Raw genomic sequence first — 26,760 nt, 5'->3', positions numbered from 1 at the left:
TAATGTAGTTGTTCTAAATATCAGTATTTCAAAGAATGAAAGCAATTCACAACGACACGTGTATATTATTCAGGTCTTTTTTAGTTGTTCTAAATATCAGTATTTCAAAGAATGAAAGCAATTCACAACTCATTTTATGGATTTCTTCAAGAATTTTGAGTTGTTCTAAATATCAGTATTTCAAAGAATGAAAGCAATTCACAACTAAATTGGCAAACAATATTTCCCAATCTGTGTTGTTCTAAATATCAGTATTTCAAAGAATGAAAGCAATTCACAACTACTGGCTTCATTGCCGTTGATCCCTTATTGTTGTTCTAAATATCAGTATTTCAAAGAATGAAAGCAATTCACAACATACTGGCTTCATTGCCGTTGATCCCTTATGTTGTTCTAAATATCAGTATTTCAAAGAATGAAAGCAATTCACAACTAAAGGAATGCATAAGCGCAAATATTTTCTGTTGTTCTAAATATCAGTATTTCAAAGAATGAAAGCAATTCACAACGTTGTTGGAGATGATTGCACCATGATGTTAGTTGTTCTAAATATCAGTATTTCAAAGAATGAAAGCAATTCACAACCATTCCATTCTTTTACCTTTTCTTTCCTAAGTTGTTCTAAATATCAGTATTTCAAAGAATGAAAGCAATTCACAACGCGTTGGAGATGATTGCACCATGATGTTAAGTTGTTCTAAATATCAGTATTTCAAAGAATGAAAGCAATTCACAACCCTATAAAGAAGATGAAAATGTTTCTCCTGGTTGTTCTAAATATCAGTATTTCAAAGAATGAAAGCAATTCACAACCTCCTTTATCAATTTCATTCTTCATATTATGTTGTTCTAAATATCAGTATTTCAAAGAATGAAAGCAATCCTCCTTAAAATGAACCCCTCCTATATCTGCTTATAACACATACAGAAGGGCATACTAGTCAAAACATTAATTTAAACCTATTACAGTTTCCACCCCCTCTCTCTTTCCCTGCACCACTTTAAATTTGTAAATTTTAGATTTATCGTAAGCAATAGGTTTGTCGTATTTCTTTGGTTCGCTGCCGTTAATGGCATAATAAACATCGAAACCAGGATATTCGGTATTTAGCACTAAATTGTTTTGCATGATTTTAACTCCTATAGCTGGTAGACGAAAATTATAACCGCCATTTAATTGTGCCAGCTTCTTCAATTCGTCATTACCCAGTTTATTCATGAAAGAGGCATATTCTTTTTCCAAAACTACTTTGTTATAAGTTCCTGATTTCTCCCAGTCTGTTTCTGCTCTCCATGCTCGTTCTGCCAATGCCAGTACACGTGGAAACAACATATATTCCAATCGGTCTCCTGTTGTTACCTTCTCTGTCCAAATAGCTGCTTTAATACCTATCAGATTTTCTTTTCCTTTTGCGGTTAATTTTTCCTTTTTATCAAAAAATGAGGGTTCTACTTTTTTGCCTTTACTGTCTTCGTAAACGGTGAGATAATAGTTTGATGGCAAAAAAGAATAAGATTTATAAATATTTGTAAAACCTGCCCAGGTATGTCCCGGCTCAGTATAGGTATTTTTCCATGCTAAATCCAGGTAAAAGTTATTGGCGCTGGCAAATACAACTTTATATCCTGCATTCGCTAATTTATAAGCCAGATCTTCTTGTTTGCCTCCAATTAAATTGTTCCACACATCTACCTGAATATTTTTCTTGGCTAAAGCTGGATTGGTTTCCATTCCCTTTCCCTTATTAACCATTCCCATTTCTTCCCATCCGGCCAACGCCACATTTTTAGAAGCACATAAGTCTGCTACTTTCGATATATAATACGGCCATACCTCGTGTACGGATGTAATTTTGAGGCTGTCCATCAAAGTTCTGATCTTTGGTGATTTCTCCCATGCACCTCTTGGAACCTCGTCGCCTCCTAAATGTATAGTTTTCATTTTCAGACCTGCTTTTCTGTACATTTCACCAATCTCATCTATAACCAAAGAAATAAACCTGTAAGTAGAGGGCATAGTCACATTCATCACGTTATCATTCCAATGTTGGGCAGAACTATAAACCGATTGATCTCCAAAATCATTTAACAGATATTTCTCTGCTTCTTGCTGATTTCCTTTAGCCATAAATTTCCTATATCTCATTTCCATAGATTTTATAGCTGCGCGGGCATGTCCTGGGGTTTCTAATTCTGGTATTATATTAATATGATTTTTAGCTGCATATTTCAGGATCTCTACAAAATCACTTTCAGTATAAAAAGATTGCTCCGTTGCCTTTGCACCGGAACCATATCCCGGCTGTAAAGCCAATCCGTTAAAATATTCTACAGAACGTCTGCTTCCTACTTCGGTAAGTTCTGGTAAAGTCGGAATCTGCAATCGCCATCCTTCATCGTCATTTAAATGAAGGTGCAATGTATTGAGTTTATACATGGCCATTACGTCTATAATTTTAAGGACAGACTGTTTGTTATGAAAGTTTCTGGCAACATCAACCATTACTCCCCTGTAGCCAAACCTTGGTTTGTCTTTAACGCTAAGCAAAGGCAAATCTAAACCGGTCAGTTTATTTCCCCAAGCATCTCCTTTAATCAGGTTTTTCACCGATTGCAAAGCATAAAAAGCTCCTGTTGAGGTTGACGAATGTATTTCTATCTGCTTGTCTGTAATATTAAGACTGTATTCTTCTGCTTCCAGTTTTGGGTTGTGCATTAGTTTAATGGATGCATTTTGTTTGTCTGTTGAAGAAAACGAAAAACCAAATGTGTTTTTCATAAACTCATTTAAATAATCTTTTTCTGCAGACAGTATAGCATCTGCCCATAAGGTAGTTTTGGGAGTGAGGGTGAATTTTCCTGGGCTTGTCTTTACGGAAAGCGGCTGGGGAATAATTAGCTGCTGCTTATTATTCAATTCTAATCTTGTATTTTCTTCATATTGAGCAGACAGGTTTTGTAATGTTTGCTCGCGTGAAAAAACTACTGGTTCTACCACATAATTGGATATTGTTTCTACAGATTTGCCCTCTTTGCCTAAAACATATAATCCGGCGGGAGCATCTGTATAATTAGGAATGGTGCCTAATGTTACAAAATCGATCTCGAAAGTACCCTTTGCAGGCAATTGCATTTGGGTATTTTTAAATTCCAGCTCATATAGATCTCCATTTCTATGGGTGATACTAAACTTAGGATCAATTGATTTTGGATCAATCCTTCGCATAAAATTAAACCAGAGACTCCAGCCCTGACACGATAAAGATTCGTTGGTTAAATTCACCAGCGTAAGTCTGGATACCGGATTGGCTTTAGACGGTACTGTCTCTACCAGTTTCCAGCGCACCTGAATTTTATCGGCTATATTTTGTGCAATCAGATTAACATGTAATAAAACAAAACAGATTCCGATAAGCAACTTTTTAAACATCATTAATTTTTTATAAGGTTTGTTGTAATATATTCAAAACTCTAAATATACATTTTTAGGTACATTTGATTTCTATTTTTCACAACCAATCTTCAACAAGATAAAAAACAGCAATTTATTTTAAGCTTTTATCTAAAAAAGCAACACACACACCCTCTTTATAACTGTAAAAACAAAAAATAAAAGCAAATTAGCCTTAGAATAAAAAGTATATAATTGAGATATAAATTGCAGGAGTTCTTACATTTAAGAATATTTTTTTTGCACCTTTGCATCTTCATTACAGATATAGATAGAAAAATTAAATGGGTTTATTTAACTGGTTTACAAAAGAAATAGCAATTGACTTGGGTACTGCCAACACCCTCATTATACATAACGATAAAGTGGTTGTAGATGAACCATCTATTGTTGCCTTTGACAGAACTACAAATAAGGTTATCGCCATTGGCCGCCAGGCCATGCAAATGGAAGGTAAAACACACGAAAACATAAAAACTGTTCGTCCTTTAAAAGATGGTGTAATTGCCAATTTTAATGCTGCCGAATACATGATTCGTGGTATGATTAAAATGATCAACAACGGAAAAGGTTGGTTTTTCCCTTCTTTAAGAATGGTAATCTGTATTCCTTCTGGTATTACCGAGGTGGAAAAAAGAGCTGTTAAAGATTCTGCTGAAATTGCAGGCGCAAAAGAGGTTTACCTTATTCATGAGCCTATGGCGGCGGCTGTTGGTATTGGTATTGATGTGGAGGAGCCTATGGGTAATATGATTATCGATATTGGTGGCGGTACTACTGAAATTGCAGTTATTGCTTTATCTGGTATTGTATGCGATCAGTCTATCAGAACTGCCGGAGATAACTTTGATTCGGATATTGTAAACTATATTCGTCGTCAGCACAACATTATGATTGGTGAAAGAACTGCTGAGAGAATTAAGATTGAAGTAGGTTCTGCTTTGCCAGAGTTACAAGATCCGCCTGCAGATTTTGCTGTTCAAGGACGTGACTTAATGACTGGTGTGCCTAAGCAAATTACAGTTTCTTATACTGAGATTGCGCATTGTTTAGATAAATCTATCTCTAAAATTGAAGAAGCTATCTTAAAAGCATTGGAAATAACTCCTCCTGAGCTTTCTGCTGATATTTACCAAACGGGTATTTATTTAACTGGAGGCGGTGCTTTACTAAGAGGCTTGGATAAACGTATCAGTGCTAAGACAAAGTTACCTGTTCACGTTGCTGACGATCCGTTGAGAGCGGTTGTAAGGGGTACAGGCATTGCGCTTAAAAACACTCAAAACTTTAAGTTTTTATTACAATAATTTTGATTTTAGATTTTCGGTGGCCTACCACGTTAAATCTATATATCTGGTATATTAACGTTTATTAAAAATCATCTGCAGAATTGCAGTGTTACTGAATAAAAAAACGTTTAACTCCCGTAAATCTAAAATCGTAAATCTAAAATTCGGAAGTTAGGTATGCGTAATCTTTGGAGGTTTATTAATAATTATAACGCCTTCTTTTTATTCGTTATTTTTTTTGTAGCCTCTATTATCTTATTGGTTCGCAATAACGATTTCCAAAGAGCAAGCACTTTAAATTCGTCAAACGAAGTTATTGGTAATATTTACAGTCAGGTAAACCAAATTACCAAATATCTTCATCTGGAAATTGTGAACGACAGTCTTGCAAAAGAAAATGCCCGACTGCGTAATATGTTACCATCCTCTTTCTTTAACGATAGCCTAAAAACTGAATTGGTTAAAGATACTGTTCACAGAACACAATATGAATACATAGAGGCAGAAGTCATTAACAAAACGATAACAGCAAGGAACAACTATCTTACCATCAATAAAGGTGCTCTGCATGGCTTAAAAAAAGGAATGGGAGTTATTGGCCCTTCGGGTTTAGTGGGAATTATATGGAACGTATCTAATGATTTTGCTTCCATACAGTCTATTTTACATGAAGATACCAGAATTACATCTTCAATTGAGGGTACTCCTTATTTTGGTCCTTTGATATGGGATGGTAAAGATCCAAATCACGTAACGCTTACTGACATTCCGAACCAGTTAAATATAAAACCGGGTATGAGAGTAGTTACATCTGGATTAGGGGTTATTTTCCCTAAAGGTATCCTCATTGGATCCATAGCTAAATCAGGAGTAAAAGGAGGAGGAAATTTTCTGGATATCAGTGTAAAACTATCTACTGATTTTTATTCGCTGCAACACGTTTACGTAATAAAGAATCATTTCTCGGAAGAACAGATTAATTTAGAATCTCAAAATAAAGAAAGCCTGAATGAATAGTACTTTATTAAATAATGTCCTTAGATTTATTATTCTAATATTCGTACAAGTTTTCTTGTTGAAGAATATGGTGTTCTACAATCTTAATGTACCTTTCCTTTATATCCTGTTTATTTTACTGCTTCCGTTCGAAACTCCAAATTGGCTTTTGTTTGCCTTAGCTTTCTTAATGGGTTTTACTATAGATATGTTTAACGACACCTTAGGTTTAAATGCTGCTGCCTGTACTATTCTAGCACTTATGCGGGTGTTTTTCATCAACATTACGGTACAAAAAGACAATTATGATAGCGATCCGGAACCTGCTCTGGGTATTATGGGTTTCAGATGGTTTTTCTTTTACACGCTATTATTAACGCTGGTACATCACTTTTTTCTTTTCAACCTGGAAGTATTCAGGTTTTCAGAAATTGGAGGAACCTTAAGCAGGGTATTTATTAGCTCTGGTTTAACCATATTACTGATTTTAATTACCGAACTTGTTTTTTACAAGAAAAAGAAACAAAGGCAGTAATTGCTGAAAAAACCTGAAGAGGTGCTAAAACCTTTGATCTAACAATCTGATTTTAGAATAATCTGTAAAATTAACATATCTCTTTTACGGTGACATACAGATACCGGACTTAAAGTCGTTAATTAAAGCTCGTAGAGATAAGTTTCAACTTTAAACTAAAAGATACTATTTTTGTTTACGTTGTAAAGTTCAGCACCATACATTCCATTTAAGATGAATAGTTTTTTTGCCCGAAAGTACGTTATACAAGGCATATTTATTTTAGTTGCAATAACTCTGTTATCACGACTATATTATATACAAGTTGTTGATGACTCCTACAAGCTTTCTGCCGATAACAACGTATTAAGAAAACTGGTTATCTATCCTGCCAGGGGTATCATTTTAGACAGAAATGAAAAGGTTTTGGTTCAAAATGAACCTATCTATGACCTCATGGTTGTTCCCGGACAAGTAAAACCATTCGATACTTTAGAATTTTGCAGATTAATAGATATTACCAAAGAAGAATTTGATAAAAAGTTTAAAAAAGCAGTAAACTATTCAAGGTATAGAGAATCTTTATTTGAAAAACAATTATCAGCCTTCACCTATGCCGCTCTTCAGGAAAAGTTATTTGAATTTCCAGGTTTTTACGTTTTAAACAGATCTGTAAGGTATTATCCAGATTCTACCGCAGCACAGCTACTGGGTTATATTGGTGAGGTTAATGAACGTGAAATAGAAAAGTCTGATAATTTTTACAGACTGGGAGATTACATTGGTAAATCGGGCATTGAAAGATCTTATGAAGATTTATTAAGAGGGCAACGTGGTGTAAGAAACATTATGGTTGATGTGCACAATAGAGAACAGGGAAGTTTTTTTGAAGGCAGATACGATACCCTTGCTGTTTCAGGAGACAAACTGATCTCATCTCTTGATAAAAAGCTTCAGCTATTCGGTGAAAAGCTGATGAACAATAAAATTGGTTCTATAGTGGCTATTGAACCTGCTACCGGAGAAGTATTGGCTTTTGTTAGTAGCCCTAAATATGACCCCAACATGATGGTAGGTCGCCAAAGAGGGAATAATTACATGAAGTTACTGAAAGACCCTAACAAACCGATGTTTATCAGACCTACTCAGGCAGAATATCCTCCGGGTTCTATTTTCAAAGTTATCAATGCACTTATTGGCCAGCAATTTGGAGCGATAACACCTTCTACTGTTTTTTATTGCGGAGGCGGTTATCGTTACAGTTCAAGAGGCGTAATGCGCTGTACCCACGTTCATGGTTCCACCAACCTCATCAGATCTATAGAAGGCTCTTGCAACACTTATTACGGCTATGTTTACAACAGATTAATTGACCGCACAAATCTTAAACCATCCGTGGCTTATACCAGATGGCGAGATGCGGTTAACAAATTTGGTATTGGCTCTGAACTGGGCATAGATTTGCCTGCGGAAAGAAAGGGTTTATTGCCTTCTGCCGAATATTATACAAAAAGATGGGGCAGCGATAAATGGGGATCCAGCTTTAATATATCTTTATCTATCGGGCAAGGCGAGCTGGGGATTACTCCTTTGCAAATGGCAAATACAATGGCTATTGTTGCCAATAGAGGATTTTATTACAAACCTCACCTGGTGAAAGCTGTTGGTGACAAAAAAATACTTAAAAAAGAATACAGTGAAAAAATAAATGTTGGTGTAGAGGAAAGATACTTCGAACCTGTGATTGAGGGTATGAGCCACGTGGTAAATTCACCCGGAGGTACTGGATATTACTCCAAAATCAGTGATATAGAAGTCTGTGGAAAGACTGGAACTGTACAAAATCCTCATGGTGCCGACCACTCTGTATTTGTTGCTTTTGCTCCACGTGAAAATCCTAAAATAGCCATTGCTGTTATTATAGAAAATGCTGGTTACGGTTCTACCTGGTCTGCTCCTATTGCCAGCTTAATGATTGAAAAATTTATACGCGACTCTATATCCAGACCTAAAGCCTATGTAGATAGAATTTTAAATGCCAGCTTTCTTCCCGTTCCTAAAAGACCGGCTAAACCTGTGGTAAAAAAAGATTCTACTACCAGCAACCTCCAACAAACAACACAAGTACAATTATCGCCAGCTACAAAAAAAGAAAATGAATAACTATTCTACCAACAGCAACAAAGGTTTCTTTTTCAGAGTCGATGGTTTTACCATCCTGCTTTTCTTATGTCTGGTTACTATTGGCTGGTTTAATATATACGCTTCGGTATATTCTGATGATACCACTACCATATTTGACCTGAACACCAACTTTGGCAAACAACTGATATTCATCATCATATCCTGTCTGGTTGGTATGACTATATTACTATTAGACAGTAAGTTTTTTATTACCTTCTCTCCCGTTTTCTATGGTATCACCATACTTTTATTGGTATTGGTATTGGTTGTGGGACGTAATGTAGCAGGAAATCAGGCGTGGATACCCATTGGTAGTTTCCGCTTACAACCTTCTGAATTTGCAAAATGGTCGTCCAGCTTATTATTGGCCAGGTATATAAGTTCTGGTAATTATAAGCTTACCGATCTTAAAGTTATATTGATATGTCTCGCCATTCTGGGCTTACCCATGTTCCTGATTATGTTACAACCGGATACCGGATCGGCAATGGTATTTGGATCCTTAATTCTGGTATTGTACAGAGAGGGGCTTTCTCCTTTATACCTGATTGCAGGCCTGCTCATGATTTTACTTTTTATTACCACCTTGTTATATGGAAAGCTATACGTTATACTAGCCCTGATCCTGCTAACAGCCTTATTAATTTATAACTTTCAAAGGAACAGAAAGCTTTTAACCAGTATAGGTGTTGGTTTTGTCTTATCCATAGCTTTTATATTTAGTACTGATTTTGTTTATCAGAATGTTTTAAGGCCACATCAAAAAGGCAGGATAGATATTTTATTGGGTATTACCAAAGATTTAAAAGGAGCTGGATATAATGTCAATCAATCTAAAATTGCTATTGGATCCGGAGGATTAAAAGGAAAAGGGTATTTACAGGGAACCCAAACAAAGTTTAATTTTGTTCCTGAACAAAGTACCGATTTTATCTTTTGCACCGTTGGTGAAGAGTGGGGTTTTGCAGGCAGCTTTGTAGTGGTTACACTTTACTCCATTTTACTATTAAGAATTATCCACCTCGCAGAAAGACAACGATCTGCATTCAGTCGAATTTATGGTTATTGTGTAGCCTGTATTATATTCTGCCATTTCTTTATCAATATAGCCATGACCATAGGATTAATGCCGGTAATAGGCATTCCTTTGCCTTTTTTAAGCTATGGAGGTTCTTCGCTCTTAAGCTTTACTATATTGCTGTTTATCTTATTGAAATTGGATTCGAATAGAATGGGACTAAATTCTTAATAACAGTGCAAGAGAAAATATGCGTAGTAATATATAAAAGTAAAAATCCTCGTCATCTCTGCCAAAGCAAATCCATCTCTTTCTGAGATACTTCATCAGAGATGACGAAAAGGTTTTAACACTATTTTTTATTCTTCTGTCTTTCCGAGAAAAGATTAGTTTTTAAACTTTCTGTTTAATATTTCGTATAAACGATCTACCACTTGCTGCTTTTGTGCCCAGTTGTTTTTATCAGCATAATTCTTCAACAGAAAATTATCTGCGGCTTCAAAAGAATCAAAACGATTTAATATTTCAATGGCTTCACTATAAGCCAGATTATATCCATTAAAAAGTTCCTTAATAAAAATCATTTTATCGTTAAGACTTATCACTGCTTTTAAATCTGCAATGGGTTTAGCTATTCCCGCAGTTTGTTGCGCCCGTTGAGCAGACAACAGTTCGTTTAACGATACTTTCTTTTCTACTATATGCTCTTCGTAAGTCTCTATTTTTTCTACCCGGGCAATTATTTCAGGTTCATTTACGGGTAGCTCTTCTATTGAATTTTCTGGTTGTACATTCAATTCCTGAGGGGCCTGATTGGTAAAAATCTCCTCTGTATAGGTTTCCTGTTTAATGGATACTCTTAAGATTTCTTCGTTTGTAATCTGAATTTCCTCTTCACTTTCTTCAACTGGCTCTTCCGGTTCTATAATTTGTTCAGGTATAGGTTGCTCTTCTGCTTCTTCAGAAACAACATCATCATTATTCTGTTTTTTCCTATCAATTACCTCTTGCTCTTCCGGCGTTAGCTCCCTATCAAAAACATCTTCTAAATCCATATTTTTCTCAAAATCAAAGATCATTTCGGTAGGTTCTGGAAAATCAAACTGTAAAGTCATTTTTTCAACTTCGTTGCTTTCCTCTTCTTTTTCTTCTTTTGGAGCTTCCTGTGGTTCAAAAAACTTATTTTCTATTGTAGGGGAAAAATCCTGTACAGAGGCTACTGGTTGGGAAACTTCCTGAAGTTCGCTACTTACTTTCAGTTTTCTGAATATTTCGATATGATCTAATAAGAAATCGGCATTGGCAGTAAAAAGTTCTAACTCAAGATCATTAACATTTTTATTGGCACTTAAATACTGATGCTGATCTGCTAACTCTTGTATTATATTCCCTATTTTTTTGAGGATCTCTTCTTTGTTCATCATATCTTTTTTCTTTTTTGAACCTTAATATGTTGGTAATTTAGCTATCAAAAATAACATTAAAATTCTGATATTAGTTTTCGATAAATACAAATATCTACGATTTTAAAACGCTTAACAGATAGCTTTTCATATAATCCTGGATAGATTAACAACAAGTGTAAAGGCAAAGCTTTGAAAAGGAATAATGATTTTGGCGGACGTATTGAGGTTATCTGCGGTTCTATGTTTTCAGGAAAAACGGAAGAACTCATCAGGCGATTAAAAAGGGCGCAAATTGCCCGTCTGGAAGTAGAGATATTTAAACCTCAGAAAGATACCCGTTATAATGAATATGCCGTGGTTTCACACGATTTTAATTCTATACCATCTACGCCTGTAGAACATTCTTCTGCCATTTTGCTTTATGGCAGCAATACACAGGTTGTTGGTATTGATGAAGCTCAGTTTTTTGACGACGAATTACCAGAAGTATGCAATAAACTGGCAAATAAAGGTATAAGGGTTATTGTTGCAGGTCTGGATATGGATTTTACAGGTAAACCTTTTGGCCCTATCCCCCAATTAATGGCCGTGGCCGAAGAGGTTACCAAAGTACATGCTGTTTGCATGCAATGTGGTGCCCCTGCGTTAAACAGCTATAGAAAAACGGATGACCTTTCTACCGTACTAATTGGCGAAAAAGAAAGCTACGAGCCCCGATGCCGGGCTTGCTTTCATCATTTATAATGACTTGGATATTTGCATATTCTCAATAGGGTAATTCTTTTTTAATCAACCATTATTTTGAATGATGATTTTTTGCCAGCACTGGTGAATAACACATAATACACCCCTCTTGAAAGATTTCTCAAATCTGCTTCAAAAGTAAATTCTCCTTTATTCAGATTTCCCTCAAAAACAGTCTGCATTTTTCTTCCCAGAATATCATAGATAGCTAAGTCAACAGCAGATTTTTCATGATTTTTAACTTCTATGGTTATCTTAGGTTGTAAGCTAACAGATACCGGATTGGAATAAACACTTGATATTTGGGGTTTATTTATCTCCAGATTACTATAATTAGTTTGAGCTAATTCTACATTTCCTTTTAATTGGTTAAGATTATTCCCAGCCGAAAACATAAAAGCTACTTTCTCCGATTCTCCTTTTTTAAGATTAAACGGACCTGCCGATAACACATACATGATATCTACTCCCGAAACATAATTTTCTCCCAGCGACTCTTTATAAATACCACTGGATAGCGCCGTAAATTTTTTATCTATGGTAAAATCTCCATCCCCTAAATCTCCTTGAATCATATGAGATAATGGATAATAATTAAGTTTTTGTTTGGTCAATAACGCAGTCCCTCCATATAAATTTTTCACATTAGCTTCATACGCATAAGCCAGTTTATTACTCTGGTCTATTCTTGTGACATTTTTCTCTGCATTATTAATATCCCAATCCACAAACATCCCTGCATAAACATTGGTAAGATCTGAGGTTGAACTATTCTTAATATCGTATTCAACCACTACAAAATTCTTGTTTGCATTATCCGGGAAGGCAATATGGGTATTGGTTACTTCTATATCCATCTTTTTGGATGACCCTTTATCTGTAAAAACAGAGGATGCGTTGAAATATGAATTTACTTCCTGATCTTTTCGTTCTGCTTTCTGTTTTTTTACAAAATCTTCATCGGCATTATCCCCGTTTCTTGTATTATTGGAAACCTGAGCAGGGCCTGTACCTATCATCAAAGAAGCTTCGTACAGCATATTATTACCTTTATACCTAAACCCTTGCCCTTCTGTAGCCTCTGCATTAGCATAACCTAACCTACCATTGCTACTTAATGTAGTATTGATGGCATTTGCCTGATAATTTATAAAATCCCTGTTTAATTTGAGGGTAAAGTACTCCTTAGCCTGATAGTTTTTGCTATTAGAACTATACTGCAAATAAAAAGTCGCTTCTTCATTTTCTGCCGCTCCGTTGATTTTAATTTTAAAGTTACCCACCGTTTTTTTGCTTTGTGACAGAAAGAACCCAACATCTTGACGATTATCTAAAATAGTAACCTTAGAAGATAGGGTTCCTAATTCTACAACCAGATCCGGTATATCTCCCAATACATTTAAAAGCTCAGCAGAAATATTTACTTCAGCACCATTATTTAAAGCCCCAGATATATCTTCCAGAATAATTTTTTCTTGTTTTACAGCTACAATATCCGTTGTTTGCAAAGCTCTTTCTACATTTAACCTGCCTGTTCCCAGCTTATTAATATATTGCTGATTTTCTGAAATATTATAAATATCATCTGCCGATTGTTTTAATACTTCGGCAACCTGTAAAGGTGACAAATGTGGGTATTTTGCCCAAACCAAGGCAGCTGCACTGGAAACTAAGGGACAAGCCATAGATGTACCTGATTTATAATCATAAGCTTTTCCAAAAACTGTATTTAAAATACCCGTTCCGGGTGCCGCTATTCCTACATGATAGCCATAACTGGACGAAGAACTTTTTACATCATTTAATTGAACATTTGATACTGCCAGCACCCCGCTATAAGCCGCTGGATAAACAGGCACTTCATTTCCACTATTGCCCGCTGCAGCTACCACCAAACATCCTTTACTGATGGCATAATCTATAACATCTTGTCCAAAACTACTTTTTACGCTACTTCCCCATGAGCAGTTAATAATTTTAGCACCTTTTAATACCGAGTACATTATTCCCTGATACCCGTAATAAAGATTTTCTGCATCGTCATCCACGCCTACTTTCACTACCAATAGTTTAGCATTTTTAGCTATACTGGCCACACCTATTCCGTTATTGGTCACAGCAGAGACCAACCCGCTGACATGCACTCCATGGTCTGCTGCTTTAGATTTTACACTGGGATCTTTATCTCCTCCCGATCCTAAGGTACTTCCTCCAAAATCCCATCCGTAATAATTATCTATAAAACCATCTCCATCGTTATCAATACCATCATCAGGAATTTCGCCAGTATTAATGTAAATATTAGCCGCCAGATCAGGATGATCGAGTTCTGAGCCCGAATCTACTACTGCTACAATTATTCCATTAGCGTTATCTTGTATATTCCAGGCTTCGGGGGCTCTTACTTTCTTTAAATAACTTTGAAAGTCATTAAGCGAAGTGTAATAGGGGTCATTAGGTGTAGCAAATGTTTTTGCTGCATAAACAGGTTCTGCATATTCTATATTTTCATCTGCTTTTAGTGACTCTATAACTGCATTAATACTTTTTTTTGACTTAAAGGTTATCTCATAAATACGATTTATATCATATAAATCTATATTTAATTGATTACTTGCAGATAAAGTTCTGATTTCCTGATTTCGTAATACGGGCTGTACGTCAACAATCTCTATATCTTTGTTTTTTGGGGCATTAACACTTCTTGACAGCTGTGTTAATGGTTGTATGCTTTTATATTTTACAATTAATTTATTGGGAACATATACTTCCTGAGCCTGGCTAGCTGAGTTTGGTGGTGTTGCAGCAAATAATAAGACATTAATGCTGAGGAAAATAAAAAAGGCTATTAACTTGTAGAGTTCTTTCATAGAACGACAATTTTATTGGTAAATATATCATTCTATACCACAATTTAATAGCCCTGATGTTTTTATTATTGAGGTTCTGCTTTATAACCAGCCTGTTCAAACGCTTGCACTATTTCCTGGGCTTCTATATTTCCCATAATAGTCAATGTTTTTTCAGGTGAAGCTAAATCCACATCCCATTTTTCTACATTTTCTAAAGCGTCTAATTTAGGTTGTACGGCAGAAACACATCCGCCACATTTTAAGTTTGTTTTAAATTTTAATGCTGTCATAATTTTAAATTTTTGCGTTTTTTAATCTTAAACTGTTTAATACTACAGAAACTGAACTGAGCGCCATGGCTGCTCCGGCAATCATAGGATTTAGTAAAAAGCCATTGATGGGGTACAGTATGCCTGCCGCTAACGGAATACCAATAACATTATAGATAAATGCCCAAAACAGGTTTTGTTTAATGGTTGCTACTGTTTTCCGTGAAAGCTGAATGGCTTGCGGTATTTTTCTTAAATCTGAAGATAAGAGCGTTATACCTGCGGTATCTATGGCAATATCAGAACCTTTGCCCATAGCAATGGATATATCTGCCTGAGCCAAAGCCTGAGCATCATTTATTCCATCACCAACCATAGCCACTTTCTTTCCCTCTTTCTGTAATTTCTTTACAAAATCAGCTTTGTCTGTTGGCATCTGCTCGGCATAAAAATGTGTTATGCCTACCTGTGCAGCAACAGAACTGGCCGTAGAATGTGTATCTCCTGTAAGCATATACACCTCTACCCCTTCGCTGTGCAATTCTTTAATCGCTTGTTTTGATGTTTCTTTAACTTTATCGGCAATAGCTATCACTGCCAACAATTTTTCTGGGGTAAAAAAGTAAATAATAGTACTTCCTGCCGATTTCCACTGAGCAATATTTTCATCTTCTACATCAGCATGATATTCTTTCAATAATTTGTGACTACCTGCAAAAAATTCCTGCTGGTTAACTTTTCCGGATACCCCTCTACCTGTCAAGCTGTTAAAATCATCTATCTTTGTTTTATCTATACCTTTTTCTTTCAAATAGGTTATAATGGCCTGCGCTAACGGATGTTCTGATGCCTCTTCCAAGCTATATAAAATAGATTGATACTGCTGATCGGTTACCCACCATTTATCTCCAATTACTTGAGGTTTCCCCTCTGTAATAGTCCCTGTTTTATCTAATATAATGGCATTTACATTCTTTGCCAGCTCTAAACTCGCAGCGTCTTTTATAAGAATTCCTATCTCGGCTCCTTTCCCGGTACCCACCATAATAGCTGTAGGAGTTGCCAATCCCAATGCACAGGGACAGGCTATAACCAAAACCGTTACCATAGCCAACAAGCCATAAGTAAACCCATTTTCAGGTGCCAGAAAATACCAGGCTCCAAAGCTTAGCACCGCAATTAAAACAACAATGGGTACAAAAACCGCAGCGATTTTATCTACTAACTTTTGAACAGGCGCTTTTGACCCCTGCGCCTCCTGCACCAGTTTTACAATTTGAGACAAGAGGGTTTTATCGCCTACTTTTTCGGCTGTAAACTGAAAGCTTCCCTTCTGGTTTAATGTACCGGCAAATACCTTAGATCCTTTTTCTTTTAAAACTGCCACCGGCTCTCCGCTTAACATAGACTCGTCCACATAAGAGCTACCTTCCGAAACCAATCCATCTACCGGTATTTTTTCTCCTGACTTTACCAAAATCAAATCTCCTACCTGTACCTGGTTTATAGGAATCAGCAGTTCATCTCCTCCTCTGATAACGGTTAATTCTTTGGGTTGCAGCCCCATTAATTTCTTGATGGCTTCTGAGGTTCCATGTTTAGCCCGCTCTTCCAAAAGCCTGCCAAGCATAATGAAGGTTATAACTACGGCTGCCGACTCGAAATAAACATGCGAGTGCAGTCCACGGGCATGCCAGTATTCGGGAAAGAAAGTATTAAATATACTGAATAACCAGGCTATACCGGTACTCAATGCTACCAACGTATCCATATTGGCAGAACCATGCTTAAACTGCTTTGCTGCATTAACAAAAAACTGTTTTCCAAAAACAAACAATACCGGAGTACTTAACACCAACATAATCTCATTGGCGTAAGGCATTTCCATATAAAACATACCTATGGCAACCACAGGTAAGGTTAATATTAAAGCCCAGGTAAAGTTTTTTTTGAGCTTCTGATAATTTTCTTTACGAATTTCGCCGGCCTCTTCTAATGCATTTTCACTATCTATGATGATATCATAACCTACAGAAAGAAGAGATTCTTTCATAGCTTCGGGCTTAACAACATCTTTATTATAAACAACTTTAAGCTGTTGATTGGCATAATTTACTACAGCTTCATTCACTCCTTCCATAGCTCCAACCTGACTTTCTACACTTGTTGCACAAGCGGCACAAGACATACCTATTACCGGAAATACCTCTGATTGATTTGCCATAACTTTTATATTTTTATTTTACTTCTACAAAGTTAGTGCTAGTATTTTTTCTGGTATTATATAATTCCGATAAAGAGTTATATAATATTTATAGGAAATTACGGTTAGACAACCGTAAAGAAGTTGGCTGTAATAGTGATCAATAGGTTTAATAATAGTTTAGGCAATAAAACGCTTCTTGTCTTGAAAAGAAAACTTCATAATTATTCTAAAGCACTCTATAAGGATACTTGCACTTTGAAGACAATGAGAGAAAAGCACCTAGGAAACTTATAAAGAGAGAGTACATATACCCGATCTCTAATACTTATCTAACACTTCTTTAGTACTTCTCCAACACTTCTTAAGCCAATTAAAAACACCATCAATAATATTAAACAATAAAGGGATTAATAAACCTGATGAATAGGTTTTCTGTCCGAAAGCCCTAGTTCTTTATATTGTTTGGGACTTAATCCTGTTTCTTTTTTAAACTGAGCTGAAAGATGGGCAATACTGCTAAAACCTAATTTAAAAGCTATTTCTTTAAGGCTTAATTGATTATACTCTAAATACTCTTTCACTTTCTCTATTCGCTGCAAAATATAAAATCGTTCTATCGTAAGCCCTTCCTGTGCCGAAAACACATGACTTAAAGTATTATATTCATAGGATAACTTATCAGTAAGTATAGTTGATAATTTTTGCGTTGGCAGAATATCGCTATGATGCACTATATTGATAATTTCTGTTTTTATAGCGTTTACCAACTGGGTGTTTTTATCTTCGATGATATCGAAACCACTATGTTGCAATACGCTTTTCAATTTATGGTAATCTACATTTTCCTCTACCTCAACTTCACCTAATTTTATATCGATGATATGGTAACCTAAGTTTTCCATATCCTTTTTTACCGTTGCAATACAACGTGGACAAACCATGTTTTTGATGTAGACTTTTGTTGACATATGTAAATGTGCTTATTTTCTTGATAATATCTAAAAAAGACATCTTTTGTTAACAAAAGCATTACACATAGGTGACGTTTTGATGATAATTGAAATGATTATAGTCTCTATATTTGTAGTGTCAAAACAGGTAAATGTTTTTTCATAATTAAGTGAGTCATCATTTGATTTAGGTTTATAATTGGTTAGTTTAAGCTCCATTCTCCCCGTTTGGAGCTTATTCGTTTTATAAACAATAGGTTGCAAGATAAAAATTCTCTAAACATGCTTCAAACATCTTTAACTATTAAAAATTAAAATAGGGCCGTAAGGTTGTTTAAGTGGGGTTGAAATTGGGTTGACTCACCTATTGACTCACCAGTACAATACGTCTATTTACTACTTAAAACCTTCTTCCACAAACTTTTAAAATGGAAGATAAAATTCCTTATCCTTTAAGAAAGGAATGTCTATTTACTTTTAGTATAAGTCTGTACCCATTATAATTTATTTATCTGTTTTCTTAAAGCTTTACTTATAAAAAACTTTATCTCTTTTTGTTGTTTTGAGAGTGAAAGCAATCTTAAGATTAGCCTAGGTAATAATTATTTTCAGCATTATGCTTTCTGAGCTCCTTACGCTTGTCTACTGTGATTATTGTTCTGTACCAGCTGTTTTTACACAGTATTATTGCATATATTTACTCATTAACGATAATTTATAAGGAACAACAGAAAAAGTAAACATAACCATTATGACAGAAGATAAACTTGCAGTATTAATTGATGCAGACAATGTTCCTTATTCAAATGTGAAAGAGATGCTGGAGGAAATTGCAAAAAACGGAACTCCTACAATTAAGCGAATTTATGCTGACTGGACTAAACCAACTGTTTCAGGTTGGAAAAATGTTCTGTTAGAAAATGCGATTACTCCAATACAGCAATACAGCTATACCACAGGAAAAAACTCCAGCGACAGTGCTTTAATCATTGACGCTATGGATATTTTATACTCAGAAAAAGTAAATGGTTTTTGTATTGTTTCAAGCGATAGTGATTTCACGAGGTTGGCAACAAGACTTAGAGAGGCCGGAATGACAGTTATTGGTTTTGGCGAAAAGAAAACTCCAAAACCTTTTATTTCTGCATGTGACAAATTCATATACTTAGAAATTCTAAAAACGGGAACTGTTGATACAGTGGTTGCCACAAAATCAATTGAGAAATCGAAAAAAGAAGACCCTATCAGTAAAGTGGATACTGAAACAATTAGAATAATAACAGAAAGTGTGAATGATTTAGCTGACGATAATGGTTGGACATTTCTGGGTAGCTTGGGTAATTACATACTTAAAAAGAAACCTGATTTTGACCCCAGGAACTATGGTTTTTCTAAATTGCTACCATTAATAAAAGATATTGATAAATTTGAGATAGATGAAATAGATACAGGTGTAAATAACATCAGACATATATATCTGAAACAAAAATAACCACTTATTTCAGACTCAATGATAGTTCAAAACTTCAACATAGACATTTCTAACGAACCTATACATGATTTATCTGTAAGACTTAAAAACACCAGATGGACAAGTGGCAAAGAAAGTTTAAAGTGGGAATATGGTACAAATCAAGCCTATCTGAAAGACTTTGTCAGCTATTGGATAGAAGAATATGATTGGAAGAAACAGGAAAAACAGCTGAATAGTTATCCGCAGTTCAAATGCACTATCGATGATGTAGATATTCACTTTTTCCATATAAAAGGAAAAGGAGAAAACCCGACACCTATTATTCTTACTCATGGTTGGCCCGACAGTTTTATCCGCTACCAAAAAATAATTCCGATACTCACAGACCCCACCCGTTTTGGTAGAAATTCAAATGACTCTTTCGATGTTATTATTCCTTCAGTACCAGGTTTTGGTTTTTCAACCCTATCCCATTCAAAAGGCATAAATAACGCAGATATTGCCGATTTATGGAAAAAATTAATGACTGAAGCATTAGGTTATGAAAAGTTTGGTGCTTTGGGTGGAGATGTAGGTTCTGGAGTAACAAGGTATTTAGCTTATAAATACCCCGAACATCTTATTGGTATTCATCTTACAGATGCTGGAATTATAAGAGATATTGTTTTTGCAGACAATCACCAAAATCTTTCAACCGAAGAGAAACAATACAAACAAACGGCTCTGCAATGGATTTCGCAGGAAGGCGGGTACATGTCTATCCAATCTACTAAACCGCAAACACTATCCTATGGCCTATCTGATTCTCCAGTTGGTCTATCTGCATGGATTCTGGAAAAGTTTTATTCGTGGAGCGACTGTAACGGAAATCTTGAAAACCGATTCAATAAAGACGAGCTACTGAATAATATAATGATTTATTGGCTAAGCAATTCCATTGGCACTTCAAACCACCTTTATTATGAAAATACGCACTCGTTGCCTAAAATAGGAAAGATTACTGTACCCAGCGGTATGGCCTTATTTTCAAAGGATGTGTTACTACCGCCTAAAAAGTGGGTAGAAACTAATTTAAATGTAATACATTGGACAGATATACCCGAAGGTGGACATTTTACAGCAATGGAGGCTCCCGATTTATTCGCTGATGATGTCATCAAATTCTATCATAACTTCAGGACCAATCGCTAAATAAATCACTATAACTAAAAATCGCTGGCGTTAACTTCACTGACGTATCAGAAAAAGCTTTAAAAACACCTAAACAGTGTCTATTTATAACATTTAATAAGACTTCTTCGGATCATGTTCATTAATATCATGGGCTTGACCCGAAGAAGTTTCTAAAAGAGTAAGTAACGCTTACTATCTATAAAAACCCAGGTATATTTGCAGGAGAATAAGCTATAGACTTTAAGGTTTTATGATCTGATGTTCTGTATACCAAATAAAGTCCGTCCAATTCTTTATAATACGCCTCTGTTCCATCTTTTTGTTTATAATGAGCAATAGTGGCTTCTGCTTCTTCAATTGTTTTGCAGGCTTTGCTCATATTACTTCTATGTACTTCATCAAATAACCCTTTAAATTTTGCAGCTAGGCCAAACTCAAGAATAGCACCCGACAGTACATATTGCAAATCACAAAAAGCATCGGCCACCTCTACCAAATCATTATTTTCTATTGCTTCCTGAAGTTCCTTAAGCTCTTCTTTCAATAGTGACAATCTTAATTCACATCGCTCTTTGGTAGGAATTACAGGCGCTTGCTCTATCGGGTGTTTAAAGGTCGAATGAAATTCTGCCACACTTTTCAATGGATTTGGATCTTGTATCATATCTCTAAAAAATTAAAAGTGGAAAGTTAAAGGTTTAGACTGAAAATTGGAATTATACAGTGTAATTGTTGAAAAAGGAGCAGAAATAAAGACGGAATACTTTGTGCTTGATACTTGTTACTAATTACTTATTTTTGGACGCTATGATGGATTGGAAACATTTAATATCTAACAGAAGATTTGGACAGGAAGACAGACCTTTATATGCGGACAGAGCGAGGTCTGATTTTCAAAAAGATTATGACAGAATTATTTTTTCCTCTCCGTTCAGAAGGCTGCAAAATAAAACTCAGGTTTTCCCTTTACCGGGAAGTATATTCGTCCATAACCGACTCACCCATAGTCTGGAAGTTGCCAGTGTAGGTCGTTCTTTAGGAACCATTTTCCATAACAAGGTACAAGACGAACGCCCGGAGCTTTTAAAAGAGGTTCCGTTAATCAGCGAAGTGGGAAACATTGTTGCCGCCGCAGCCTTAGCCCATGATTTAGGAAATCCCGCTTTTGGCCATTCTGGTGAAGCTGCTATTTCAAGGTATTTCACAGATGGTGACGGAAAAAAATATCAGGACAAGGTTAATCCTGCTCAATGGAAAGATTTAATCCATTTTGAGGGAAATGCCAATGCCATCAGAATTTTAACCCATCCATTCAATGGAAAAGGAAACGATTCTTATGCATTGACTTACTCTACCTTAGCCACCATTGCAAAATACCCCTGTGCATCTATTGCCGGAAAGAACAAGTCTTTTATCAATAGAAAAAAATATGGCTTCTTCCAATCCGAACAGGAAAGCTTTCAAAGGATTGCTAATGAATTACAACTTTTAAAAGTAGAGGATGATCCTATCATTTATCACAGACACCCTTTAGTTTATTTACTGGAAGCGGCTGATGATATTTGTTACAGCATTATAGACCTGGAAGATGCTCATCGTTTAAAAATATTATCCTATGATGAAGTTAAGTCTTACCTGCTGCCTCTAGCTAACAGCAATTCTACAGAAGCCCGGCTAGAAACCGATTATGATGATAATGATGCCAGAGTGGGCTTGTTAAGGGCTAAAGCCATCAACACGTTAATTAACAATTGCACACAGATTTTCTTTGATAATCAAGAGTTGATATTAAAAGGTGAATTTAATCAAAGCCTGACAGAATCTTTGCCTTCTCCCTTAATTGAGGCATGGAAAGCAATTGAAAATATATCTATAGAAAAAATATATAACTACTCTTCGGTAATTGAAAAAGAAGTAGCCGGATACAAAGTGATGGCCGGATTATTGGAAGAATTTGTTCCGGCTTTTATCCATAACGATACACATTACTATAAAAAATTAGTAAAACTGATTCCAAAGCAATTTTTAACGGACAAGGATGATACTTATTCTAAAATACAGTCGGTTTTGGACTTTGTATCAGGAATGACGGATTTGTATGCTGTGGAATTGTATGGAAAGATAAAGGGATTGTCTTTTCCTGCGATAAGGTAATATGTAACAAATGTGAATAAATATTCAGATTTGTTACATATTGTATTCTTCAAAGAGACTATCAAGTATCTATCTAATTCATTCTTCAGAATTATTTTAAGCAATCGAATAAAGATAGTTTAATAAATTTACTCATAGTTCCTTCAATGATTGAATCTGGATTTATACCCATTAAGTCCATAAAAAATCACATATAAATAACAGATTATAGGTATAATAAATGCAACTTGCCAAGTATTCGAATCTTTAACAAGTCCTTGTGCATAAGACACTACCGCCCCTCCTGCTATAGCTGTGGATAGTAGTCCAGATGCTTTAGTAGTATAACTTCCCAAACCATTTACTGATAGAGAAAAAATAACAGCAAACATAATTGAATTACATAATCCGACTAAAATCATTGTCCATACAGCCAGAGTCCCACTAGTATTAATAGAAATTAAAATAAGTGTTGCGGCTAATATGGCCGATGAAGCCAATACAACGGATGGCCTTACAGATCTCAGAACAACAGACCCTGCTAAACGCCCTACCAACATACCTCCCCAATAAAATGCCACATAATTGTTAGCTATATGTTCACTGATGTCTAAAGTATCCGCTATATAGTTTGTAAGAAAAGTACCTATTGCTACTTCAGCACCTACATACATAAAAAGTGCTATTATCCCAAGATTCAAATTTCTGAATCTAAATATACTCTGTCTTGCTTCTTTATCTTGTATCCTTTTGTCTACTACGGTTTGTATATTAGGTAAAGATAAGCGGGAAAGGATTACAGCTATAAAAACCAAAGATATCCCAATCCCCAAATAAGGATAACTTACGGCATCACTGGAAGAACTTGACTCCGTTAGTCTAGACAAGATAAAATGAGCTCCGAAAAGAGGAGCTACGGTAGTCCCTATAGAGCCTACTCCCTGAATTAATGTCAACCTAGAAGAAGCTGTTTCTGGTTTGCCTAATACCGTAATATAAGGATTCGCTGCAACCTGGAGTAACACTATTCCAATAGCCAGAATAAATAGTGCTACTAAGAAAACCGAATATTGATGAAATACAGAAGCTGGAAAGAAAAGTAAAGCGCCAAAAGCAGCTATTACAAATCCCGTGACCATTCCATTTTTATAACCTATATGTTCTACTAATTTTCCTGCTGGAATGGAGACAATTGCATAAGTTAGAAAAAAATAGAACTGTACGAGAGAAGATTCCGAATAACTAAGAGTGAAACCTTCTTTAAAAAAAGGAACTAAAGTATCATTCAAGCAGGTAATAAAACCCATCATGAAATATAATACTGCTAATGAAATTAAAGCAGGCGTATAATTAGAATTACCTGTTGCAGTATTAGATACTTCCATATTTTGACCTGAAGTAAATGCCATATTTTAAAATTTGTTTTTTGTTAAATTAATTTAATACTATAGAATTAAATAGTTATTGAACAGGCCTGTCCTGAAGCTCCCAACCAAGAATAGTTGATATATACGGTATAATAAACATTGCCATTTTTTTCTGACCGGAGTATCCGGGATGCCAAGCAGCCCCCATATCAGAATCATCGTTAAACACACCTTTTAAAGACGCAGTTATATGTAAATTTAGGTCATCTAATTCTGCTGCGAAAGTTTTTATATATTTTTCTAAATCTTCGCTCAAGCGTGGCACAACACATAAAACAGGGACTTCTCCGTAATTATTCCGAATATTAGCAAGAATTTTTTTGTATGCCGAATGAAATTCTACTTCTGACGGATAAGGCTTGGTTGAAAAGTCATTTGTACCCAAATTAACTACAACAAGGCTTGGTTTATACTGATTAAAATTATATTTATGTATGGTATCACTATTTAAAGTGTTCATCATTGCATCCTTCATCGTATATTTTGATTGTGTTAGTGGGTCTCCGTAGTTTCTAACAGCTCCTCTACCGGAATGTGCTATAAGTGCATAATCAGAATTAAAATAACGGGCAATAATACATGCGTAAGTTTTATTCGCATTTTCTGTTTCTATAAAAAAAGGGTCATCGCGATGGTTTCCATCAGTTCCATAACCTGCCGTATAGGAATCTCCTATAAATTCAATAAATCTGTTGTTATTAAAATAATTTCCGGAATATATACGGCCTTTCTTTGGTAGAATAAAATGATGTATAGTAGTTTTTCCAAACTCTCCTTCTGATCTTTTTTGAACTTTTAATCGGTGTTTATTATTTGGATTCAATCCCGATGCTATAACAACATTGGTATCTTTACGTGAAACTCTAATAACATGAGCCAATGTATCGCCTAAGAAAACATTATAAAAGCTAACTCCAGTTTCAGTAACTTTCATAGAACATGATTCTCCAATAAAATCAAAGCCAAAATAAGTACCTGCCCAGTCAAAAGTAACATCCCCAATATTATTGACTAATGTTCTTCCAAAATACTTTATTTCCGGGGCAACTGCTTTAATGTGCACCAAGTCATTAGATTGCCCATATAGTATCTGCGATAACAGACTAAATAAAATAACAAAAGATAATTTTCTCATTCGTTCAGTTTTAAAATACAGGATTAACTAATACTTCGTCTGATAATATCTGTCCGTCTTTATCTCCTTCTGCTATTATTTTTATAAAGCGAGCAGTCTCGTTTAAATCGCCAACCATTGCAATATCTATCCAACTATCATGACGATCATTAGGGCTTGCCTCCATAGCTATTGTCTTTGCTTTTTTAAACTTTCTCCCATCAGAAGAAACATAAAAATCTACGATATTTGGTAGTAGTACGTTTTCTTTTCGATAATGTAAAAAACGTACAGCTATTGATTTAATATTTATTATCTTCTTAAGATCAACCTCAAAATTCATGATACCATTTTCGAAAGACAACCAATTACTATCAGAAGGATCCTCATAACCATATGAATTATCTGTAAGCTTACCTTTATTTATTTTGGAAGAAGGAAGCGTATTAAATTTCACATATTTACCTGTGGCTAAGTTATTTACATTACCCATAAAAGTTTTCTCTAATAAAGGCCATCGCCCGATACCATTTTGCCAATCTGTATAATCTGAATAAAACTTTGCAGAACCAATTGGCTGGCCTATTGGCATTTCCGAAGTAGATTTATCCATAATCCCGTAAATCGAAAAACTCACTATTTCTTTAGCTCCAGACATACTTGCTCCAACTATCTGTGATAGATATCTCGAAAAAGCTGCAGGTACGAGTGCTGATTCACGAGAATTATCTTCTTTTTCCCACGTAAAAGACTCTACATTAGCCCAAAACTCTATTTTTGTCTCTTTATGAATTTGACCTAATATTTGGAAGTTTTCTTTCACTCTTTTTATCGGAAACGGTTCCCTCACACAACCTACTTCATCCTGATAAGCTATAATATCTACTTTTAATTTCTTAATCTGATCTGCAAATTTCCTGTTTCTTATATCTGCATTCCATATACCATACGGAGAAATCATAATTTTCGCATTGGGAGTCAGACTTTTTGCTGTTTCGGTCAATGTATTTACAGCTTCTACCGATTGATCTGGAAGTACAGGAGACAAGCTATCCTCAACAGGAAGATACCATCCATAAAAAGATTTATGCTTACTAAAAAGTTCGGCCGTCTCCCTCATAATCTTTTGTTGAATTACTTTAATCTCCGGTCTACGAATATCATCATCCTGATTAATCGCCCATCCACAACTCATAAAAACATTCATTCCATACTTATCTGCTGCATTCATTATTGCTTCTACAGGACTTTCCTGTCCTTGTGGATAAGCTAAGGCCATAAACTGTGAAGGATAAAAAGACTTTTCTTCATTTGCAACAGCCATGATAACGATATATGAAAGCCCCATTTCTGCATATTCCTTTATTTTAGTATGCCAAAAGAGCGGGTCTGTATAATTCACATGTTTCGGATTCATATACTTATTTCTGACATCCTGATACGGCAAATTCACCCATGTACCTTTTACTTGTTTTGTTGTCTGAGCAAAAGAACATCCTAATGTTAGCAATGTAATTACAATTATATTTATCCACATTTTCATACAAACATTCATTCTGA

General features: G+C 35.4%; 19 protein-coding genes and 1 CRISPR repeat array (1 of these 20 running past the window's edge). Of the genes, 9 read left to right on the top strand and 10 right to left on the bottom strand.

Annotated elements, in window-relative coordinates; all coding sequences use genetic code 11:
• A CRISPR array of direct repeats spans positions 1-889; the repeat unit is 46 nt; unit sequence GTTGTTCTAAATATCAGTATTTCAAAGAATGAAAGCAATTCACAAC (it extends 3,030 nt beyond the left edge of the window).
• 60 nt (positions 890-949) lie between these two features.
• A complete protein-coding gene (locus ACFSAH_RS06290; RefSeq protein ID WP_379661860.1) occupies positions 950-3,433 on the bottom strand; it encodes a family 20 glycosylhydrolase in 2,484 nt (827 codons plus the stop codon).
• Between the two features lie 302 nt (positions 3,434-3,735).
• Between ACFSAH_RS06290 and ACFSAH_RS06285 the strand changes: the two genes are divergently transcribed.
• The 5 genes from ACFSAH_RS06285 (at position 3,736) to rodA (ending at position 9,683) form a co-directional block, all read left to right on the top strand.
• Entirely contained in the window at positions 3,736-4,758 is a 1,023-nt protein-coding gene (locus ACFSAH_RS06285; protein WP_379661859.1) for a rod shape-determining protein, read from the top strand.
• A gap of 159 nt (positions 4,759-4,917) precedes the next feature.
• On the top strand, positions 4,918-5,757 hold the full coding sequence (gene mreC, locus ACFSAH_RS06280; RefSeq protein ID WP_379661858.1) for a rod shape-determining protein MreC: 840 nt from the start codon (positions 4,918-4,920) through the stop codon (positions 5,755-5,757).
• Entirely contained in the window at positions 5,750-6,271 is a 522-nt protein-coding gene (locus tag ACFSAH_RS06275; protein ID WP_379661857.1) for a rod shape-determining protein MreD, read from the top strand. The genes mreC and ACFSAH_RS06275 overlap by 8 nt, the downstream gene beginning before the upstream one ends.
• A gap of 213 nt (positions 6,272-6,484) precedes the next feature.
• Complete coding sequence (mrdA, locus tag ACFSAH_RS06270) at positions 6,485-8,413, top strand: penicillin-binding protein 2 (protein WP_379661856.1); 1,929 nt, start codon at positions 6,485-6,487, stop codon at positions 8,411-8,413.
• Positions 8,406-9,683, top strand: a complete 1,278-nt coding sequence (gene rodA, locus ACFSAH_RS06265) for a rod shape-determining protein RodA (protein WP_379661855.1) — start codon at positions 8,406-8,408, stop codon at positions 9,681-9,683. Before mrdA ends, rodA begins: the two co-directional genes overlap by 8 nt.
• 155 nt (positions 9,684-9,838) lie before the next feature.
• Here rodA and ACFSAH_RS06260 read toward each other — a convergent pair whose 3' ends face one another.
• The gene (locus ACFSAH_RS06260) at positions 9,839-10,876 is read right to left on the bottom strand and encodes a hypothetical protein (protein ID WP_379661854.1); all 1,038 of its coding nucleotides are present in this window, start codon (positions 10,874-10,876) and stop codon (positions 9,839-9,841) included.
• 171 nt (positions 10,877-11,047) lie between these two features.
• On the opposite strand from ACFSAH_RS06260, the gene ACFSAH_RS06255 reads away from it, so the two are divergent.
• The gene (locus ACFSAH_RS06255) at positions 11,048-11,602 is read left to right on the top strand and encodes a thymidine kinase (protein WP_379661853.1); all 555 of its coding nucleotides are present in this window, start codon (positions 11,048-11,050) and stop codon (positions 11,600-11,602) included.
• Between the two features lie 41 nt (positions 11,603-11,643).
• On the opposite strand, the gene ACFSAH_RS06250 is transcribed toward ACFSAH_RS06255, so the two are convergent.
• The 4 genes from ACFSAH_RS06250 to ACFSAH_RS06235 form a co-directional block, all read right to left on the bottom strand.
• Positions 11,644-14,472 (bottom strand): S8 family serine peptidase, encoded by a 2,829-nt coding sequence (locus ACFSAH_RS06250; protein WP_379661852.1) that lies wholly within the window; start codon positions 14,470-14,472, stop codon positions 11,644-11,646.
• A gap of 65 nt (positions 14,473-14,537) precedes the next feature.
• Positions 14,538-14,744, bottom strand: coding sequence for a heavy-metal-associated domain-containing protein (locus ACFSAH_RS06245; protein ID WP_379661851.1), 207 nt, complete (start codon positions 14,742-14,744; stop codon positions 14,538-14,540).
• A gap of 4 nt (positions 14,745-14,748) precedes the next feature.
• On the bottom strand, positions 14,749-16,947 hold the full coding sequence (locus ACFSAH_RS06240) for a heavy metal translocating P-type ATPase (RefSeq protein ID WP_379661850.1): 2,199 nt from the start codon (positions 16,945-16,947) through the stop codon (positions 14,749-14,751).
• Between the two features lie 389 nt (positions 16,948-17,336).
• On the bottom strand, positions 17,337-17,897 hold the full coding sequence (locus ACFSAH_RS06235) for a helix-turn-helix domain-containing protein (RefSeq protein ID WP_379661849.1): 561 nt from the start codon (positions 17,895-17,897) through the stop codon (positions 17,337-17,339).
• Between the two features lie 733 nt (positions 17,898-18,630).
• Here ACFSAH_RS06235 and ACFSAH_RS06230 point away from each other — a divergent pair.
• Both ACFSAH_RS06230 and ACFSAH_RS06225 read left to right on the top strand, forming a co-directional pair.
• Positions 18,631-19,371 (top strand): NYN domain-containing protein, encoded by a 741-nt coding sequence (locus ACFSAH_RS06230; protein WP_379661848.1) that lies wholly within the window; start codon positions 18,631-18,633, stop codon positions 19,369-19,371.
• Positions 19,372-19,389: 18 nt separating this feature from the next.
• Entirely contained in the window at positions 19,390-20,544 is a 1,155-nt protein-coding gene (locus ACFSAH_RS06225; RefSeq protein ID WP_379661847.1) for an epoxide hydrolase family protein, read from the top strand.
• A 178-nt stretch (positions 20,545-20,722) separates the two neighbouring features.
• Here ACFSAH_RS06225 and ACFSAH_RS06220 read toward each other — a convergent pair whose 3' ends face one another.
• The gene (locus ACFSAH_RS06220) at positions 20,723-21,190 is read right to left on the bottom strand and encodes a pyrophosphohydrolase domain-containing protein (protein ID WP_379661846.1); all 468 of its coding nucleotides are present in this window, start codon (positions 21,188-21,190) and stop codon (positions 20,723-20,725) included.
• Between the two features lie 146 nt (positions 21,191-21,336).
• Here ACFSAH_RS06220 and ACFSAH_RS06215 point away from each other — a divergent pair, with 146 nt between their 5' ends.
• On the top strand, positions 21,337-22,680 hold the full coding sequence (locus tag ACFSAH_RS06215; RefSeq protein WP_379661871.1) for a deoxyguanosinetriphosphate triphosphohydrolase: 1,344 nt from the start codon (positions 21,337-21,339) through the stop codon (positions 22,678-22,680).
• Positions 22,681-22,823: 143 nt separating this feature from the next.
• On the opposite strand, the gene ACFSAH_RS06210 is transcribed toward ACFSAH_RS06215, so the two are convergent.
• Genes ACFSAH_RS06210 through ACFSAH_RS06200 form a run of 3 tightly spaced genes read right to left on the bottom strand, consistent with a single transcriptional unit; the run spans position 22,824 to position 26,743 of the window.
• Positions 22,824-24,068 (bottom strand): sugar MFS transporter, encoded by a 1,245-nt coding sequence (locus ACFSAH_RS06210; protein ID WP_379661845.1) that lies wholly within the window; start codon positions 24,066-24,068, stop codon positions 22,824-22,826.
• Between the two features lie 52 nt (positions 24,069-24,120).
• Positions 24,121-25,221, bottom strand: a complete 1,101-nt coding sequence (locus ACFSAH_RS06205; protein ID WP_379661844.1) for an SGNH/GDSL hydrolase family protein — start codon at positions 25,219-25,221, stop codon at positions 24,121-24,123.
• Positions 25,222-25,231: 10 nt separating this feature from the next.
• Positions 25,232-26,743 carry a DUF4434 domain-containing protein gene (locus ACFSAH_RS06200; RefSeq protein ID WP_379661843.1) on the bottom strand — a complete coding sequence of 504 codons (1,512 nt, stop codon included), beginning with the start codon at positions 26,741-26,743 and terminating at the stop codon, positions 25,232-25,234.
• Positions 26,744-26,760 lie beyond the last annotated feature (17 nt).

Source organism: Pseudopedobacter beijingensis, from assembly GCF_042678145.1.
GTDB classification, from domain to species: domain Bacteria; phylum Bacteroidota; class Bacteroidia; order Sphingobacteriales; family Sphingobacteriaceae; genus Pseudopedobacter; species Pseudopedobacter beijingensis.
The sequence above is the reverse complement of the archived record's forward strand: the minus strand, read 5'-3'. Positions and strand labels throughout refer to the sequence as shown.

Bases quoted from the DNA above. Each gene is read 5' to 3' on its own strand.
- ACFSAH_RS06290 (WP_379661860.1), bottom strand. From the start codon at position 3,433: ATGATGTTTAAAAAGTTGCTTATCGGAATCTGTTTTGTTTTATTACAT.
- ACFSAH_RS06285 (WP_379661859.1), top strand. From the start codon at position 3,736: ATGGGTTTATTTAACTGGTTTACAAAAGAAATAGCAATTGACTTGGGT.
- mreC (WP_379661858.1), top strand. From the start codon at position 4,918: ATGCGTAATCTTTGGAGGTTTATTAATAATTATAACGCCTTCTTTTTA.
- ACFSAH_RS06275 (WP_379661857.1), top strand. From the start codon at position 5,750: ATGAATAGTACTTTATTAAATAATGTCCTTAGATTTATTATTCTAATA.
- mrdA (WP_379661856.1), top strand. From the start codon at position 6,485: ATGAATAGTTTTTTTGCCCGAAAGTACGTTATACAAGGCATATTTATT.
- rodA (WP_379661855.1), top strand. From the start codon at position 8,406: ATGAATAACTATTCTACCAACAGCAACAAAGGTTTCTTTTTCAGAGTC.
- ACFSAH_RS06260 (WP_379661854.1), bottom strand. From the start codon at position 10,876: ATGATGAACAAAGAAGAGATCCTCAAAAAAATAGGGAATATAATACAA.
- ACFSAH_RS06250 (WP_379661852.1), bottom strand. From the start codon at position 14,472: ATGAAAGAACTCTACAAGTTAATAGCCTTTTTTATTTTCCTCAGCATT.
- ACFSAH_RS06245 (WP_379661851.1), bottom strand. From the start codon at position 14,744: ATGACAGCATTAAAATTTAAAACAAACTTAAAATGTGGCGGATGTGTT.
- ACFSAH_RS06240 (WP_379661850.1), bottom strand. From the start codon at position 16,947: ATGGCAAATCAATCAGAGGTATTTCCGGTAATAGGTATGTCTTGTGCC.
- ACFSAH_RS06235 (WP_379661849.1), bottom strand. From the start codon at position 17,897: ATGTCAACAAAAGTCTACATCAAAAACATGGTTTGTCCACGTTGTATT.
- ACFSAH_RS06230 (WP_379661848.1), top strand. From the start codon at position 18,631: ATGACAGAAGATAAACTTGCAGTATTAATTGATGCAGACAATGTTCCT.
- ACFSAH_RS06225 (WP_379661847.1), top strand. From the start codon at position 19,390: ATGATAGTTCAAAACTTCAACATAGACATTTCTAACGAACCTATACAT.
- ACFSAH_RS06220 (WP_379661846.1), bottom strand. From the start codon at position 21,190: ATGATACAAGATCCAAATCCATTGAAAAGTGTGGCAGAATTTCATTCG.
- ACFSAH_RS06215 (WP_379661871.1), top strand. From the start codon at position 21,337: ATGGATTGGAAACATTTAATATCTAACAGAAGATTTGGACAGGAAGAC.
- ACFSAH_RS06210 (WP_379661845.1), bottom strand. From the start codon at position 24,068: ATGGCATTTACTTCAGGTCAAAATATGGAAGTATCTAATACTGCAACA.
- ACFSAH_RS06205 (WP_379661844.1), bottom strand. From the start codon at position 25,221: ATGAGAAAATTATCTTTTGTTATTTTATTTAGTCTGTTATCGCAGATA.
- ACFSAH_RS06200 (WP_379661843.1), bottom strand. From the start codon at position 26,743: ATGAAAATGTGGATAAATATAATTGTAATTACATTGCTAACATTAGGA.